The sequence below is a fragment of the Solimonas variicoloris DSM 15731 genome (assembly GCF_000382285.1).
Taxonomy (GTDB): Bacteria; Pseudomonadota; Gammaproteobacteria; order Nevskiales; family Nevskiaceae; genus Solimonas; species Solimonas variicoloris.
In genome coordinates, this window is sequence record NZ_KB907938.1 from 1 (window position 1) to 16,444 (window position 16,444).

The following is a 16,444-nucleotide window of genomic DNA, read 5'->3' on the forward strand; positions in this document are numbered from 1 at the left end:
CTGGTCGGGATGCTTGAGCGGGTGGTCAGTGACGAGGGGGGCATGGCCGCCGGGTCGGCGGCTGGCGGCGGTGAATTGAATATTTCAGGACCGACGACTTAACGAACGTCCACGGAAAGCTTTGAACTACGAAACACCAACTGAGCGATATCGACAAGCCGTTGCGTCGGTCGGTTGACTCCGCATCCCTATTCCGTCATGGCGAGGAGCCGCAGGCGACGAAGCCATCCAGTAGCGCCCTGCGGAAGCGACGTTCCTGGATCGCCGCGGCCGCCGCGCGGCCTCGCGGCCTCGCGGATGACAGATTTACTCAGAAGTTCACTAGTAGTCGAGCCACTCCAGCGGTGCCACCAGCGGCTCGCCGCGGATGCGCTGCAGCGTCTCGGTGATGACCTCGATGTTGGCGTCGAAGGAACCGTGCGTGGCCGGGATGCGGTCGCCGCGCCGCGTCGTCAGCACGGTCGGATCGCGCCAGGTCGCGCCCTGCCCGGCCGGCCAGCGCGCCTGCCAGGCCTGCATCGACGCCAGCTCGGTCTCGGCCCAGTGATCGGTGCTGTGCGCGTAGCGCGAATCGAGCGCGCGTTCCATGCCGAGCAGCGGCATCTTGCGCTGGTCGTCGAGCGCCCGCGAGACGAGGTACAGCAGCGACTTGCCGTAGGCCTCCCGCTTCGGCGACGGCAGCGCGTCGGCCTTCTCATTGGCGTCCGAAAGGTGATGGAGGAACAGGCGTTCGAGCGGCAGCAGGCCGCTGTCGGCGGCCGGCAGATAGTGATCGACAGCGAAACGTACCGAGCAGGCCGCAGCGTAAAGGCTGCAGCTCTGCACGGTCAGGCCGGCACCGGCCGCGCCCAGCTCGTTGAGCCGTGACAGCAGGTGACCGAGCAGGATTGAGCCGGCCGAGTGGCCGATCAGATGCAGGCGCAGCGGCCGGCCGGCCTTGGCGGCACGCTGCGACAGGCGCAGCAGGTTCTGCGCGAGCAGGTCGAGGCCGCGCCCCGGCTGCGCGCCGAGCGCGGCGTTCTCGCGCATCTCGCTCCAGACGCCGCGACCGAACAGGCGCGCGAGCACTTCGACGGCACGATCGCGCACGTCGCCGAGCACTTCGAGCGCACCGGCGGCGCGCTCCGGCGCCTCGCCGCCGAGCGCCTTGCGCGCCCAGTCCTGGACGATGTCGGCCAGCGTCTCGCCGGGGCCGGTGCGCCAGGTCAGGAACAGCGGATAGATGCCGTTGGCGGCGAACATCGGCGCCAGCATGCGGACGCGTCGGATCGAGTCGTCCTCGCTGTTGAGACCGCCGTGCGCGTAGATCGCCAGCACCGGCGCCCGCGTGCGGTCGGCGCCGAACTGCCGCCACGGCGAGTCGTAGGCGATCTCGCGCACGTAGTCCTGCGCGCCGGCGTCGACGCCGTGCGTGAAGTCGCGGACCATGATCTGGCCGTTGTTGCCGCTGACCAGCGTGTGCGCGTAGGCACGCGCCGTGCTCCACGGCTCGTACGGCGCGTAATCGTAGGGATGGTCGACCGGCCACGGATCATCCGGCGGATTGTTCGCGGCGCGCGTCGCCGGATCGAGCGCGCCGAGCGCCTGGCCACCCGGCACCGGCCAGCGCGCGCCGGCCAGCCGCGCGTCCGACGGCAGCACCGGCACGCCGAGCGCGACCGCCCAGGCATCGGTCGCGTGCGCGATCCAGTCCTCGTACGGCAGCAGGCCGAAGCCGCCGGCGCCCCAGATGCGGCCCCAGGAGTTCTGCACGACGAAGCCGCGCTCGTTGTAGCCGACCAGCGCGAAGGCGTGGCCGCCGAGCTTGTTCGGCTGCTTCGGCAGCGCGATCACGGGCAGGTCGCGATGCCGGCGCGGCGCCGCCCGCGGCCGCGCGCTGACCAGCGTCTCCCAGCCGTCATGCACCTGCGCCGAGACGTAGACGGCGCCGATCTCGGCGATCGCCGCCTGCAGATCGACGACCGAGGCGCGCTCGACGCGGTAATAGACGCCGAGCGTGCGCGAAGCGGCGTCGGTCTCCCAGCCGTCGAGCGGCGGCACGAACAGCGGCTTGCCTTCGGCGTCGAAGCGGTACGGCCAGCGCGCCTCGCTGCAGACGCCGTGCTTGTGCCAGCCCTTCAGCGCGCCGCGGCAGCTGGAGCCTTCGTAGCGCTCGCCCGGCCACTCGTCGTAGCGTCGCGCCAGCTCGTAGAACATGCGCGGACTGACCGGCGCGAAGCGCGTGCGCAGCCCGGCGCCGACGTGACGGCGCCACAGCAGGTAATTGGCGACGCAGGCCAGGCCGAAGCCGGTGCAGGCGCCGTCGCGGCCCTGGTCGAGCACGAGGCCGGCGCGCACGTAGGCCGGCAACAGCCTGGCGACCATCGCATCGTCCGGAAAGCGCGGCGGCAGCGATTGCAGCGGCGGGCGGTACGGCAGGTCGCGGAAATCGAGGCGGTCCGGGCGCGCATCGAACAGTCGCGTGTTCAGCGCGGTCGGCGCGCGCTCCGCCTGCCGGGCCTGCACCGCGCGGGCGTGGCGCCCGTCGACCGGCTGGCGTGAACCCTTCTTCCCCGTCGCGGCTTTGGCCATCGTCGTTCTCCCGTTAGCGCGGCGAGCATGCTACGGCAGGCCGCGGCACGGTGTGACGGCGCGCTCAGGCGCAACCGGCACGCGCTCAGCGCTCGCGGCGCAGCGGCGCGCGCAGGCGCAGGGCTTCGTAGCGGGTCGCCGCCGCTTCGTCGCGCGCCTGCCGCAGCAGGTTCAGGGTCGCGGCGTCGAGCTGCGCGCCATCGCGGGCGAGCGAGCGTTCGAAGAGGCGCACATAGTGCTCGCGCGGCGCGACATCGACGCGCAATTCGACGACGCTGCCGTCCGCGGCGGCATCGAGCGGTGCGTCGAACTGCAGCGCCGCCCCGGGCGGCAGGCGCGTGTCGTCGATCTCGCGATCGAGATCGAGGCCGACGCGCCAGCCGATGACGCGCTGCGCCAGCGTGCGGATCTCCCGCCCGTCGGCATCGACCAGCGTCAGCGTCGCGGTGACCTCCGGGACCATGTAGGTCGGGAAGAAGTGGCCGGCGCCGACGTTGCGCAGGCGGGCCTGCGCGCGCCAGCGGCCGTCCGCGCCCGGCTCCAGGTCGAGCCGCACGTCGAGCGCCTTGAGCACCATGTCCTTGCTGTGAATGCCCTGCCACTGATGCCGGCGATCCGGCATGTGGCAGCTCTGGCAGGACTGCCCCTCGGCGGCGTAGCGGCTCGCCTGCCACTGCGCGTAGGTGTCCTCGTGCAGCTTGCCGGCGGTGGCCGGGCCGTCCGGCGGAAACTGATGGCAGGCGGCGCAGAAGCGGCTGTCCTCGAACGCGGCGGCGGCGACGAAGCCGCCGTGCGGCGCGCCTTGCGCGGCGCCGCCCGACCGCGGCGGCGGCCCGTAGCGCTGGTGCGCGCGCACATGGCAGGCCGCGCAGACCAGTCCGTCGTGCGCGAGCGTCTCGGGCACATGGTCCGGCGCCGCCGACGCCGGCCGCTGCGGCCAGGCGAAGGCCTGCGCGACGAGCGCCTTCTGCTCGGCGAGCGGCGCATGGCAGTCCATGCAGCGGTTGGCCTGCGCCTGCGTCATCAGGTGGAACTGCCACTCGATGCCCGGCCCCATCGCGCGGCTGTGCAGGCTGCGTCGCCAGTCCTCGTGCTGCTGCACATGGCAGCTGCCGCAGGCCGCCGGATCGAGCGAGCGCTCGAGCGCCGAGTACGCGGCCGGCGGCTCGCCCTGCGCCGGCAGCGGGCGCTGCCAGTGCTGGGCGAGGAACGCCGACGTCGCGTCGGTGTCGCGTCCGAACCCGTACCGCGCCGCCACGGCGACCGCCGCCGCGGCGAGCCCCGCGGCCGCGATCCGCAGCGGCAGTCGATGGCGCACGCGGCCGCGTGCGCTCAGGCCTTGGCGATCGTCCAGGTGAAGGTCCCGCCCTGCTTGTCGCGTCCGACCAGTTCGTGCCCTTCGGTTTCGCACATGAAGAGGATCGATTCGCCGGACGACGGATTGTCGAAGCGCACCGTCAGCCGCTCGCCGCTGGCGAGGTCCTGCAGCGCCTTGTCGGTGTAGACCTGGACGTGCGGGCAACCGTATCCGGTGATGTCGAGCAGATAGGCGCCGTCGCCGACGCGTTCGAGTTTGTAGGCCATGCCGATGACTCCGATGTTCAGGCCGGACCGGCGGCGGCGAGCCGGCGGTCGATCCACCACTTGAATGCGCGCACGCCGCCGTAGCCGCCCGCCACCAGGCCGGCGAAGAAGATCCAGCCGCTCGGATCGCCGTTGGTGACGGTCGCGAAGAACGCGCCGATGTTGCAGCCCATGCCGATGCGCGAGCCGAGCCCCATCAGCGCGCCGCCGGCGAGCGCGAACACGGCGGTCTCGGCGCTCGGCAGCTTCCACTTGAACTCGCCGTTCAGATTGGCGATCACGGCGGCGCCGGCAATGATGCCGATCGACATCAGCCCCGGCGCGTTGAGCCAGGGCGCGGGCACGCCGTTGTCGAGGCCGAAGAACAGATTGTCGCGCATCGCCAGGCCCAGCTTGTCGAGCGCCCAGCCGGCCCACTGCGCTTCCTGCGTGGTGATGTACCAGTAGCCCGGATCAAACACCGTGTCCTGCAGCGACAGGCCTTCGCTGTGGCCCATCTGCGCCAGCAGCTCGCCGAAATTGAAGATGCCGTAGTGGTCGCGCAGCGCGCTGGTGATCCACATCTGCAGCCCCGCCAGCGCGCCCAGGCCGAGGCCGACCAGCGCCGTGCGCTTGGAGGCCGTCAGCATCACCCAGATGCCGCGCAGGTGGTCGCCGATCCGCGCCTGCGCGACCTTGGCGCGGCGCAGGTATCCCTTGCGCCAGGCCGTCGCGTAGAGCAGCGCCAGCAGCGCCGCCGCCGGCAGCAGCGCCGTCAGCAGGGCATTGGCGACGGCACCGGCCACCGCGCCCTGCACGCCGAGCGCCTGCGCAACGGTTTCCGCCGGCAACGTCCAGAGATAGCCGGCGGTGAACTGGTCGAACCAGCCATCGGTGATGCCGAGCGCGGCCGGCATGTCCTGTGCGGCAGCAGCTTCGGCCCAGGCCTTCGGCACCGCGCGGTTGCTCCAGCTGCTGGCGCTGACGAACAGCGCCTGCGACACCGAGATCGCCAGCAGCACCAGCATCGACGCCACGTTGCCCTCGCCGCTCTTGTACAGCGAACTCGACGCGCAACCGCCGGTGAAGATCATGCCGAAGCCGAAGATCGCGCCGCCGATCAGCACGTGCCAGCCGAGCGGATGCGGCGCGAAGGTGTTGACGCCGGCCACGTGCACGATCGCGGCGATCAGTGCGTACAGCACGATCGCGACGATCACGCCGACCGCCATGCGCGGCACGCGCACCATGAAGAGGTCGCGTACCGCGGACGCCATGCAGAAGCGGCCGTACTGCAGCAGCAGTCCGTAGGCGACGCCGAACCAGGCGTAGACCAGCAGGTAGACGTAGCGCGTGTCCAGCGCCAGATAGACGCCGGAGACCAGCGCGACGGCGAGGACGATGCCCGCGGCGCTGGGCAGGCCCGCGCGTCCGCCGGCCGGCGACCACGCACCGGATTCGCTGACAGCCATGTCGCGTCGGCTCCTCAGAGGATCAGCTGGAAGCCGAGCGTCAGCTGCCAGTTGTCCTGCGCGGCCTGGCTCGACGGATCGGCGCGGTGGTAATCGACGTCGTCGTACTCCAGCGTCAGCTTCAGCTGCTGGCCGTCGATGTAGTAGTTGAGGCCGCCGCCGTTGAGCTGGTTGTCGAGGTAGCCGCTGTTCAGGTTGTAGTCCGAGCGGTCGTGGCGGGCGAAGACCTGCAGGCGGCCGATGCCGATTTTCTGCGGGAACAGATAGCCGCCCTTCACGTAGGAAGCGTGCAGCTCGGTGTTGCTCGGCAGATTCGCGTCCGGCGCCTGGTTGATGGCATCGCCGACGCCGTAGTGCAGATAGGCGCTCGACAGCGTCACCGTGCCGAAGCCGAACGGATACTCGAAGAAGCCGTCGACGGTCCACGCCTTGTAGTCCTTGGCGTCGCTGCGCGTCGCGTAGTTCGCATAGGCGACGTCCGGCTGGTAGTCGTAGGCGGCGCCGATCGTGAGGATCTTGCGCGTGCCCAGATACGTGCCGCGATAGCCGTAGTCGAACTCGGGGTCCAGGGCGCTCCAGTGAACGCGCGCCGTGACGCGCGGCGATTTCTTGGCAACCTCGTCGCCCTCGCGACCATCGGCCACCATCACGCGGTACTGCAGCGCCGCGTCGGCGAGATTGCCCCAGATCGCGATGCCGTCGTCGCGCGTGCCGCCGAAGGGCGTGTACGACATCAGCGAGCGATCAAGCGTCAGCGGTTCCAGGCAGCCTTCCAGGTTCTCGCGCGAGAACGTGTTCTTGAAGCGCCCGAGGATGAAGCGCGCGCCGTCGGCGTAGTCGATCGTCACATAGGCGTCGCGGTAGTAGACCGACTTGTCGTTGTCGCCGTCCTTGCCTTCGTTGCCGGCTTCGAGCTGCGCGTAGAAGCCGATGAGGTCGTTGTACTGACCGCTGAACGTCAGGCGGTTGCGGCGCAGGAAGAAGTCGGTGCTGCTGCCGCCGTCGGTGGCCGACGTGTAGCTGCTCGCCTGCGCCCAGGCCTGCAGCGAATAGTCGAGCGTCAGATAGCGCTGATCGTCGACGTTGATCGTCACGCCGGCCTGCGCGGTGCCGGCCCAGGCCATGGCGCCCAGCACGCAGGCCTTGACCGCCCACTGCGGCAGCGGGACGGCGTTCGACACCGGCTTCGGGGTGCTCGGGATGTTCACGACTGCGGGCCTCCGTTCAGGACCTGCTGATAACGACGGGTAAAGGACTCGACCTGCGCCGGGTTGTGGCAGGTCGCGCAGGTTTTCTCGGGCGCGGCGAGCGGCTGGGCGACCAGCTTCTCGTGCGCGATTTCCTGCTTGAGGATGCGCGGATTGCCTTGATGGCAACCGGCGCAGGAGTAGTTCACCGCCTGGTGATCGACGTGCCAGGGATGCAGCCTGGCGTCGAGCGACGGCGACGGCGCGCGCTTGCCGTTGTGGCACTTGAAGCAGCTCGAAGCGCCGAGTCCGCAGGCATTGGCGGGCGCGACCGGCGACAGCGCCGCGAGGTCTTCACCCCAGGCGTGCAGCGCTTCATCGCCCCAGGCGCTGGCCGGCGCTGCCGCACGCGGCGACTCGCCCGCAGTCGAGAAGATCCAGCCGCCGGCACCGACCAGCAGCAACAGCAGCCACAGCAGCAGGCCGCGCCCGAGCCAGGCACCGACGCGGCGGCCGAGATGACGAAGCGCGTTCACGGCGTCTCTCCGCGGGCCGCGCCGTGCGTGGGTTGAGCGCTATCCGCCGCGGCTGCGGTGGACGCTTGAAGCGGCGATTGCGCGACGCTGATGTCGGCCTCGCTCAGGCCGCCACTGCACATGCAGACCGGGCCCTGGCGGTACTTGAGCCGCGACGAGGGCGGCGGCGGCTGCGAACCGAAGCTGACGGTGTACTGCTTGACGGCGGCCGGCGCACGGGCGGCCGCTCGCGGCTCGTCGGCATGCGCGGCGGACAGGCCGGCGAGGAACAGGCAGAGCGCTGCCGCGGCGCGACTAGCATGGCGCATCGGATTCTCCATGAGAGAGCGAAAGAAGGGGCGCGGCGTCCGCCGCGCCCGTCGATACGGAACGGTTAGCCGCCGCAGGGATTCGGCGGCGGCGAGCTGCCGCCGGTGGTGCTGCCGCCCGTGGTCGCACCGCCCGTCGAGCCGCCGTCGTCGACCGGATCGTTGGCGCGTGCGTAGGCCTTGTCGGCGAGGATGGCCTCGTCGGCATGCTCGGCGCCGGCATTGACCACGTAAGGCGTCGTGCTGGCGTCGTTGCGCGGCGCGATCTGCGCCTGCACCCCGGGCTTGAAGAACGACAGCACGTCGGTCCGCCACACCGACTTGGCCGGCAGGATGAAGTTGCCGTTCTTGTCGGCGATGTACGACAGCGAGTTCCACTCGATCATCGACCCGTCGTAGAGGCGCGTCGGATGGCCGAGGATCACGGCGCTGGCGACGGTCGTGATCGCCGCGCGCACCGCCGTCTCGCAGTAGGTATAGACCACGTCCCCCGGCTGGTAGGCGTTGCCGGAGCCGACCGGCTGCAGCGTGCCGTCGCGGAAGCCCTTGCCCGCCGCATCGACCTCGCCGTCGAAGTAGGCCTTGATCTCCGCCTTGGACTTGTAGCGTCCGTCCGCGCCGCCGTTCACCAGCACGTTGGTGTACTGCAACTGCAGCGCACCGCGCGGATGGCCCTGCCGCGAACCGCCGTTCTGGAAGCTGCTGGTGTAGTTGTAGCCCTCGGGCGGCGCGCCGCTCTCCAGCAGCTCGCCGGCGCTGAACTGATCCAGGCTGCGCGCATCCCACAGGAAGATGCCGTCCGTGCTGCGGTTGCCATCCTCCAGCGGCAGGACGTTGATGACGTCCTCGAGCGTGGCCTGCAGCGCCGTGTTGTCTTCCTTGAGGTCACGCACGCTGCCGGCGTACTTGTTCGTCACCGGGCTCGCGGTCGCGGCGAAATCGGTGGCGCTCCAGCCGCCTTCACTCGAAGCCAGATACTGATTGCCGCCGTTGAGCACGGCGAGATGATCGGCGGCGACGCCCCAGTAGCGCAGCGTGTACCAGCAGCGACCCTGGATCATCGCGTTGGACGCGCTGCCCGTACCCGGCGCGCAGACGATGAGATCCTCGCTGGGATTGACGCCGTAGCGGCGCAGCAGCGCATCGATCTGCGCCCCGGAGAGCACCATGCCGGGCGTCTTGATCACGCCGTTCGAGCGTTCTTCCTGCCAGGCGTTCTCCTGGTAGGAGAAGACCGTTTCGTTGTCGGCCTTGATGAACTCGGCGCCGGCCGGACCCTTGCTGATCTGGAAGATCACCAGATTGCCCTTGATGCCGGCCGGGCGCTCCTGCAGCCAGTTGTCCTTCCAGCGCTTCAGGGTCTTGCCGGTGATGAGGCCGCTGCGGTTGTCGTCGTAGTCGTCCGCCGACTCCTGCGCGATCTGCGCCGGCGTGTTGACGATCCGGCTCGCCGCCGGCGTCGTCTCGGCGCCGGAGCGATCCTCTCCGCCGCAGGCCGCGAGCATCGCGATCACCATGCTGGCGGCAACAAGCCGCCCTGCCCCGCCGTCGCGGCGCCAGCTTCTCGACATCGTCTGTTCCTCGTGTTTTCCGGGAGCCGTCGCGTCTGCCGGATGACAGAACGCCCTGAGACGGCTCGTAGCGGCCGCGAGATTAGGAGCTCGCTCCGGCCCGAGGAAGGAATTCGTGAAGCTATGGTTATGCCGAGACTGCAGCGCAGCGCCGCAACGCGCGAAGCGCAGGGCGGCGCGAGCGCCGCGTGCAGGCTTGCCTCAGCGGCGCGCCTTGTCGATCAGGCTCGTGGTCGAATAGCCGTCGTGGAACGGCAGCACCAGCACGCGGCCGCCGTTGGCAGTGACGGCGTCGTAGCCGGCGATCTGCTCGGGCCGGTAATCGCCGCCCTTCACCAGCAGATCGGGCAGCACGCGGCCGATCAGGCGCGCCGGCGTGTCCTCGGCGAACGGCACGACCAGATCGACACAGCGCAGCGCCGCGAGCAGCGCCATGCGGTCGGCGGTCGCGTTCAGCGGCCGCGTCGGGCCCTTGAGGCGGCGCACCGAGTCGTCGTCGTTGACGGCGACGATCAGCAGATCGCCGAGGCGGCGCGCATCTTCGAGATAGCGCGCGTGGCCGACGTGCATGACGTCGAACACGCCGTTGGTCATGACGATGCGCTTGCCGGCGGCGCGCGCGCGCGCCACGGCCTGCAGCAGCACGGCCTCGTCGACCACGCCGCCGTCGACGTCGCGGCGGCCGCTCAGCGCGGCGCGCAGTTCGTCGCGTGACACCGTCGCCGTGCCGAGCTTGCCGACGACGATGCCGGCCGCGGTGTTGGCGAGCCGGCACGCGGTCGCCAGCGTGCTGCCGGCGGCGAGCGCGGCGGCGAGCGTGGCGATCACGGTGTCGCCGGCACCGGTGACGTCGAAGACTTCGCGCGCCTCGGTCGGGATGTGCAGCGGTGCCTGACCGGGCTCGATCAGCGTCATGCCGTGCTCGCTGCGCGTGATCAGCAGCGCGTCGAGCCGCAGTTCCGCGCGCAGCTGCTCCGCCTTCGCCACCAGCTCGGCCTCGTCGCGGCAGCGGCCGGCGACGGCCTCGAATTCGGCGAGGTTCGGCGTCAGCAGCGTGGCGCCGCGGTAGCGCTGCCAGTCGCTGCCCTTCGGGTCGACGAGCACCGCCTTGCCCTGCGCGCGCGCCGCCGCGACCAGCGCCGCGACGTCGCGCAGCGTGCCCTTGCCGTAGTCGGACAGCACCACGACGCGGCACGCGCCGAGCGCTTCGGCATAGCGCGCCGCCAGCTCGGCGGCGTCGAAGGCGCCGACCGCTTCGAGCGCTTCCTCGAAGTCGAGGCGGATCAGCTGCTGGTTGCGCGACAGCACGCGCAGCTTGGTGATGGTCGGCGCCTGCTCGGTGCTCACGAACTGCGCGCGCACGCCGCGCGCCGCCGTCTCGTCGGCGAGCAGGCGCGCGGCCTCGTCGCGGCCAACGACGCCGAGCAGGCTCGCCTGCGCGCCGAGGCTGGCGATGTTGAGCGCGACGTTGGCCGCGCCACCCGGCCGCGTCTCGTCGCGGCGGATGCGCACGATCGGTACCGGCGCCTCCGGCGAGATGCGCGAGGTCGGCCCGATCCAGTAGCGGTCGAGCATCACGTCGCCGGCGACCAGCACGCGGGCCGCCGCGAAGTCGGGCAGCAGCGCGCTCATCGCGCGACCCGGCCGGCGGCCATGGCGTATATGCGGATCGGCAGCGCCGGCAGGTCGGACATGCGCGCGTTCAGGCGCTCAGAGATGCGCCAGCCATTCCGGATAGTGGCTGCTCTGGCCGTTGACCAGCGCCAGGTACGCCGCCTGCAGCTTGGCGGTGATCGGGCCGCGGCGGCCCTCGCCGATCGGACGGTTGTCGACTTCGCGGATCGGCGTGACTTCGGCGGCGGTGCCGGTGAAGAAGGCTTCGTCGCTGATGTAGACCTCGTCGCGCGTGATGCGGCGCTCGACGACCTTGTAGCCGAGGTCGCGCGCGAGCTGGATCACCGTGCGGCGCGTGATGCCGTCGAGCGCGCTGGTGACGTCCGGCGTGCTGATGACGCCGTTGCCGACGACGAAGATGTTCTCGGCGCTGCCTTCGGCGACGAAGCCGTCGGTGTCGAGCATCAGCGCCTCGTCGTAGCCGTCGCGCAGCACTTCATTGAGCGCCATCGACGAGGTCAGGTAGTTGGCGCTGGCCTTGGCGCGGCACAGCGAGGCGTTGACGTGCTGGCGCTGGAACGAGCTGGTCTTGATGCGGATGCCGCGCTCCATGTTGTCGGCACCGAGGTACGCACCCCAGGTCCAGGCGGCGATGATCACGTGGGTGTTGAGGCCGGTGGCGCGCAGGCCCATGCCTTCCGAACCGTAGAACACCATCGGCCGGATGTAGGCGGACTCGAGCTTGTTGGCGCGCAGCACTTCCTTCTGCGCGGCGTTGAGCTGGTCCTGCGTCCACGGCATCTTCATGCCGAGGATCTTGGCCGAGTTGAACAGGCGCTTGGTGTGATCCTCGAGACGGAAGATCGCCGTGCCCTTCGGCGTCTTGTACGCGCGCACGCCCTCGAAGCAACCGACGCCGTAATGCAGCGAGTAGGTCAGCACGTGGGTCTGGCATTCGCGCCAGGGCTTGAGTTCGCCGTCGTACCAGATATAGCCGTCGCGGTCGGCAAAAGAAGTCATCGGTAATCCTGCCTTTGGGGGCGCATGGGTGACGAAGGCGCGCATTATAGGCCCAGTGCCGGACCTGTCAGGGCCGCTTGCGCGCGTCGCCGCCACACCGCAGCATGCGCGCTCGACTTCGCCTGCCAGCTGCTGTGTCCGATTTCCTCATCGCCCCGCCCGCGCCCGCCACGGCCGATGCGCCGCGCATCCTGATCGTGCGGCTGTCCGCGCTCGGCGACATCGTTTTCGCCAGCAGCATGCTCGACGCGCTGCGGCACCGCTGGCCGCGCGCGCACATTGCCTGGCTGGCGCAGCCGGGCTTCGCCGCGATCCTCGGCGACGATCCGCGCATCGACGAGCTGATCCGCGTGCCGGCCGAAATCTTCAAGTCGCCGGCGGCGCTGTGGCGGCTGCGCCGCGAGCTGCGCGCGCGCCGCTACGACTGGGTGTTCGAGGTCCAGGGGCTCGCCAAGTCGCGCCTGCTCGCCTGGCTCGCCGGCGGCTGGCGCGCCGGCTTTGCGTCGAAGGAGCCCGGCGCGTTCCTGATGCAGCGCCTGCTGCCGAAAGGCGGCGATATCGCCGACATCGCCTCGGAGTACCGCTACTTCGCCGCGGCACTGAGCGGCGAGCGCGCCGGCCCGCCACGGCTGCCGGTATCCGACCCCGCCCGCGCCGCGATCGACGCGCAGCGCACCGCGCTCGGCCTGCCGGCCGGCTTCGTCGCGCTGTGCCCGTTCACGACGCGGCCGCAGAAGCACTGGATCGAATCGTACTGGCCGCAGCTCGCGCAGCGCCTGCACGAGGCCGGCCTCGGTCCCTGCGTGCTGTTCGGCGGGCCCGGCGACGTCGAAGCCGCCGCGCGCATCGCCGCGGCGACGACGGCGCCGCTCGTGAACCTGGTCGGCAAGACCAGGCTCGGCGAGCTGCCGGCCTGGCTCGCGCAGGCGCGGCTGGTGGTCGGCGTCGACACCGGGCTCACGCACACCGGCATCGCCGTGCGCACGCCGACGGTCGCGCTGTTCGGCTCGACCTGCCCGTACCGGCAGGGCGCCGAATCGCCGCTGGCGGTGCTCTACGACGCCCTGCCCTGCGCGCCCTGCCGCCGTCACCCGAGCTGCGACGGCCGCTACGACTGCATGCGCGGGCTGACGCCGGCACGCGTGGCGGCCACCGCCCGCCAGCTGCTCAATCTGCCACCGTCAAACCAAGCCGCCGCCCCGGAGCCCGCATGAGCTACCTGCTGCTGATCGTCGAACCGCTCGGCCAGCGCGCCGAGCGCACGCCCGCCGAAGGCGAAGCCGCCTACGCCAGCATGCTGCGCTACACCGAGGAGCTGCGCGAACGCGGCGTGCTGATCGCCAGCCAGTCGCTGCTCACCGCACGCAGGCGCCTGCAGGTCCGCGACGGCCGCACGACGGTGCTCGACGGCCCGTACGCCGAGGCCAAGGAAATGATCGGCGGCTTCTTCTACTTGAACTGCGACAGCCTCGACGACGCGTTGGCGCTTTCTGCCAAGTGCCCGGCCGCGCAATGGGCGACCATCGAAGTGCGCGAGGTCGGTCCCTGCTGCGCGGACTAGTGGGGCCGGCTTGCGCCGGTCCCGATTCTTGCTTGCGAATCGGCAGCGGACCTTGCGGCCGTCGCCTGGCGGCACCCTTTTGCATGGAGATTTGCTGTGGATGCCATCATCGGCGCAATCAATGACCTCATCTGGAGCCGGGCGCTGATCGTCCTGTGCCTCGGCGCGGGCCTGTACTTCTCGATCCGCACCCGTTTCATGCAGGTGCGCGGCCTGCCGGAGATGCTGCGCCTGACGATCCGCGGCCAGAAGTCCGAGGCCGGCGTGTCCTCGTTCCAGGCGCTGGCCATGTCGCTGTCCGGCCGCATCGGCATCGGCAACATCGCCGGCGTCGCCACCGCCATCGCCGTCGGCGGCCCCGGCTCGATCTTCTGGATGTGGGTGATGGGCTTTCTCGGCGCGTCGACCTCGTACATCGAATCGACGCTGGCGCAGATCTACAAGGTCAAGGACGCCGACGGCCGCTACCGCGGCGGCCCGGCCTACTACATCGAAAAGGCGATGGGCCTGAAGTGGTACGCGATGACCTTCGCGGTCGCCACCATCATCGCCGCCGGCTTCCTGATGCCGGGCGTGCAGGCCAACGCCATCGCCGACAGCGCCGCCAACGTCTGCGCCGGCAGCTCGCTGTGCGGCGCGATGGACGGCCAGTGGTTCGGCCTGCCGGCGCGCGACGCGTTCAAGCTCGGCGTCGGCATCCTGGTCGCCGTCATGCTCGGCGCCATCATCTTCGGCGGCGTCAAGCGCATCGCCAACTTCGCCGAGGTCGTCGTGCCGTTCATGGCCGGCGGCTTCATCCTGATGGCGCTGACGGTCATGGTGCTCAACGCCGAGCGCGTACCGGAGATGTTCTCGATCATCTTCCAGAGCGCATTCGGCGCGCATGCCGCGTTCGGCGCGATGTTCGGCCTGGCGGTGGAATGGGGCGTCAAGCGCGGCATCTACGCCAACGAAGCCGGCCAGGGCACCGGACCGCACGCGGCAGCCGCGGCCGAAGTCTCGCACCCGGCCAAGCAGGGCTACGTGCAGGCCTTCGCGATCTACTTCGACACCATGCTGGTCTGCACCTCGACCGCGTTCCTGATCCTGGCGACCGGCAAGTACAACGTGCACGCCCCGGGCGGCGGCGCGGCGCTGTACGAAGGCGTGCCGGGCGTCGAAGAAGGCCCGGGCTTCGCGCAGGCGGCGGTGGAATCGGTGCTGCCGGGCTGGGGTTCGGGCTTCGTCGCGATGGCGCTGTTCTTCTTCGCCTTCACGACCATCATGGCCTACTACTACATGGCCGAGACCAACCTCTCCTACCTCAACGGCGACCGCCACCGCCCGCTGCCGGTGCTGCTGCTGCGCCTGGGCATCGTCGCGATGGTGATCTTCGGCGCCTTCCGCAACGCGCAGCACGCCTGGGCGCTCGGCGACATCGGCGTCGGCCTGATGGCCTGGCTCAACATCATCGCCATCCTCATCCTGCAGAAGCCGGCGCTGATCGCGCTGAAGGATTACGAGGCGCAGAAGAAGGCCGGCAAGGACCCGGTGTTCGACGCCGAGGCCGCCGGCATCCGCAACACCAGCCTGTGGAAGCGGGACAAGACGTAAGGCGGAGGACCCTCTCCGCTGGCATGGCGTGAGCGGCAGCATCGCGTTTTGCGACGACAACGGAACCGGCATTCCGAACCTGCTGCGACGGAATATACTTTAGGCCCGTCAAGCAGATAAACCGGAACAGGAACCGGCAATGCTGGCCGCGACGCGCCTGTCGTTCTACCTGCTGGAGAGCCCGGACATCCGGGAGCGGGAGACTGCGCTCGCCCGCCAGAGCGGCGAACTGGCCGGCCGCCTGCCGCCCGCCACGCGCGCCGCGCTGGCCCGGTGCCTCGAAGGCATCAACAGCTATTACTCCAACCTGATCGAAGGCCAGGGCACGCGGCCGATCGAAGCCGAGCGCGCGCTGCAGCGCAGCCTCGCCGAACGCAAGCCCGGCAAGGCGGACGATCTGGCCGCGCTCGCCGTCGCCCACATCCGGACCGAGCGCTGGATGCGCCAGCGCCTCAAGGACGAGCTGGCGCTGGACGTAGCCAGCCGGGACTTCATCTGCGCGCTGCACCGGCACTTCGTCGGACAGCTGCCCGACTCGCTGCGCGTCGTCACCGGACACGACGGCGAAACGGCCGTGAACGTGCCCGGCGCATTGCGCACGCGCCACGTGGACGTCGGCGCGCATCGGGCGCCGGCTCCCGAGGACGTACCGGACCTGCTCGCCGCCTTTGCGGAAGGCTGGAGGCACCTGCCGAAAACGCCCGCGCACCTGCTGCTGGCGCATCACCGCTTCGCTTGGATCCACCCGTTCCTGGACGGCAACGGCCGCGTCGCGCGCCTGCTGAGCACGGCCATGCTGGCGCGCTACGGCTTCGAGGCCGACGGCCTGTGGTCGCTGTCGCGCGGCCTCGCCAAACGTCGCGATCGCTACTACGAACACCTTGCCCTCGCCGACTCGGAGCGGCAGGGCGATTTCGACGGGCGCGGCGCGCTGTCGCTGAAGGGCGCAACGCAGTTCGCGAACTTCATGCTCGATACCTGCGAGGACCAGATCGCCTTCATGGCGGCACGCCTGCAGATCGAACACGTGAAGGATCGCGTCGCGCGCTTCTGCGCCGAACGCAAGCTGGTGCTGGGCCGCGACGAGCGCGCCGCGCCGCTGCTGATCGAGGCCATGTTCATGGGCCGGCTGGAACGCGGCGCGGCGCCGCGCCTGCTCGACCTCGGCGAGCGCGCCGCGCGCGCCGTGGTGTCGGAATGCGTCGAGGATGGCTTGCTCACCGCGCCCAGTCATCGCGGCGATCTCACGCCGGTGTTTCCGGTCTACGCCGCCGCGTATCTGTTCCCGCATCTGTTCGAAATCGACGATCCGCAGGCGGCGATGCGGGAAACGCTGCTCGTCGCATAACCCGGCCACCTCACCCGCGCGCGCCCGGTCGCCGGGCACATCGCCGCACGCATGAGCCGGGCGACTCTGGCAGCGTCGGCCTCATCCGGCACGCTTCACC

The 16,444-nt window shown here is 70.3% G+C and carries 14 protein-coding genes; 4 read left to right on the forward strand and 10 right to left on the reverse strand.

Going from position 1 to position 16,444, the window contains the following annotated elements; translation table 11 throughout:
- Positions 1-321 precede the first annotated feature (321 nt).
- The 10 genes from H149_RS0114240 to H149_RS0114285 all read right to left on the reverse strand — a co-directional run bounded on the left by H149_RS0114240 (position 322) and on the right by H149_RS0114285 (position 11,842).
- Complete coding sequence (locus H149_RS0114240) at positions 322-2,571, reverse strand: C1 family peptidase (RefSeq protein ID WP_020650438.1); 2,250 nt, start codon at positions 2,569-2,571, stop codon at positions 322-324.
- Positions 2,572-2,656: 85 nt separating this feature from the next.
- A complete protein-coding gene (locus H149_RS0114245) occupies positions 2,657-3,889 on the reverse strand; it encodes a multiheme c-type cytochrome (protein WP_020650439.1) in 1,233 nt (410 codons plus the stop codon).
- Between the two features lie 14 nt (positions 3,890-3,903).
- Positions 3,904-4,155, reverse strand: a complete 252-nt coding sequence (locus H149_RS0114250; RefSeq protein ID WP_026353183.1) for a sulfurtransferase TusA family protein — start codon at positions 4,153-4,155, stop codon at positions 3,904-3,906.
- Between the two features lie 17 nt (positions 4,156-4,172).
- Complete coding sequence (locus H149_RS0114255; RefSeq protein WP_020650441.1) at positions 4,173-5,606, reverse strand: YeeE/YedE thiosulfate transporter family protein; 1,434 nt, start codon at positions 5,604-5,606, stop codon at positions 4,173-4,175.
- A gap of 14 nt (positions 5,607-5,620) precedes the next feature.
- Entirely contained in the window at positions 5,621-6,814 is a 1,194-nt protein-coding gene (extI, locus tag H149_RS0114260) for a selenite/tellurite reduction operon porin ExtI (RefSeq protein WP_020650442.1), read from the reverse strand.
- Complete coding sequence (locus H149_RS0114265; protein WP_020650443.1) at positions 6,811-7,329, reverse strand: hypothetical protein; 519 nt, start codon at positions 7,327-7,329, stop codon at positions 6,811-6,813. Before H149_RS0114265 ends, extI begins: the two co-directional genes overlap by 4 nt.
- Entirely contained in the window at positions 7,326-7,637 is a 312-nt protein-coding gene (locus H149_RS0114270) for a hypothetical protein (RefSeq protein ID WP_154654823.1), read from the reverse strand. Before H149_RS0114270 ends, H149_RS0114265 begins: the two co-directional genes overlap by 4 nt.
- A gap of 65 nt (positions 7,638-7,702) precedes the next feature.
- Entirely contained in the window at positions 7,703-9,208 is a 1,506-nt protein-coding gene (locus H149_RS0114275) for a sulfurtransferase (protein ID WP_026353184.1), read from the reverse strand.
- Positions 9,209-9,409: 201 nt separating this feature from the next.
- Complete coding sequence (gene hldE / locus H149_RS0114280) at positions 9,410-10,840, reverse strand: bifunctional D-glycero-beta-D-manno-heptose-7-phosphate kinase/D-glycero-beta-D-manno-heptose 1-phosphate adenylyltransferase HldE (protein ID WP_020650446.1); 1,431 nt, start codon at positions 10,838-10,840, stop codon at positions 9,410-9,412.
- Between the two features lie 78 nt (positions 10,841-10,918).
- Complete coding sequence (locus H149_RS0114285; RefSeq protein WP_020650447.1) at positions 10,919-11,842, reverse strand: branched-chain amino acid transaminase; 924 nt, start codon at positions 11,840-11,842, stop codon at positions 10,919-10,921.
- Between the two features lie 134 nt (positions 11,843-11,976).
- Here H149_RS0114285 and H149_RS0114290 point away from each other — a divergent pair, with 134 nt between their 5' ends.
- The 4 genes from H149_RS0114290 (at position 11,977) to H149_RS24245 (ending at position 16,344) form a co-directional block, all read left to right on the forward strand.
- Positions 11,977-13,056 (forward strand): glycosyltransferase family 9 protein, encoded by a 1,080-nt coding sequence (locus tag H149_RS0114290; protein ID WP_020650448.1) that lies wholly within the window; start codon positions 11,977-11,979, stop codon positions 13,054-13,056.
- Positions 13,053-13,403: a YciI family protein gene (locus tag H149_RS0114295; protein ID WP_020650449.1), complete on the forward strand. Its 351-nt coding sequence runs from the start codon at positions 13,053-13,055 to the stop codon at positions 13,401-13,403. Before H149_RS0114290 ends, H149_RS0114295 begins: the two co-directional genes overlap by 4 nt.
- Positions 13,404-13,499: 96 nt before the next feature.
- Complete coding sequence (locus H149_RS0114300) at positions 13,500-14,996, forward strand: alanine/glycine:cation symporter family protein (protein ID WP_020650450.1); 1,497 nt, start codon at positions 13,500-13,502, stop codon at positions 14,994-14,996.
- Between the two features lie 139 nt (positions 14,997-15,135).
- Entirely contained in the window at positions 15,136-16,344 is a 1,209-nt protein-coding gene (locus H149_RS24245) for a Fic family protein (protein ID WP_020650451.1), read from the forward strand.
- Positions 16,345-16,444: the final 100 nt, after the last annotated feature.